We start from the raw sequence: 480 nt of genomic DNA on the forward strand, positions 1-480 counted from the left end.
CTCGGCGGTGAGCTCCCCGGCCGGGCCGGCGGCCGCGCCGCGGACCTCGAAGGCGGTGACGTACCGGGCCAGCAGCGCCCGGGTGGTCAGCGGGGCGAGCGCGGCGCCGGTGCCCGGGCGGGCGGTGCCGGCGGTGACCACGGTGCCGAGCCGGTCGACGGCGGTGTGCACCGGGCCGTTGGGCGCCAGCGGCAGGTGGAACAGGGCGTCCGCGGCCGGGTGCGCGGTGGCCCGCAGGGCGGTCAGCGCGGCCGCCGGGTGGCGCGAGGTCCGGGCGCCGAAGAGGGCGTCGGTGAGGCTGCCGAGGGTCGCGGAGACCCGCTCCGCGGCCGCGAAGGGGTTGGCCTCCGCGCTGAACTGGCCGTCCTGGGTCAACTCTTGAGCCCCCCGCTCTGTTCGCTGTGCGTTCGTGGTCCGTGGACCCCGGCCCGGGGGGTGACCGGCGGGCCGTCAGATCCGTGCACATTCCTATCAGAGGCC

1 protein-coding gene is annotated in these 480 nt (G+C 78.1%); it reads right to left on the reverse strand.

The window, feature by feature from the left end; translation table 11 throughout:
- Positions 1-375 (reverse strand): hypothetical protein (locus ABD308_RS29570; RefSeq protein WP_344341533.1); only part of this gene is annotated, 375 nt, incomplete at its 3' end.
- Positions 376-480: the final 105 nt, after the last annotated feature.

Source organism: Kitasatospora putterlickiae (genome assembly GCF_039527695.1).
In the GTDB taxonomy this organism is placed as follows: Bacteria; Actinomycetota; Actinomycetes; order Streptomycetales; family Streptomycetaceae; genus Kitasatospora; species Kitasatospora putterlickiae.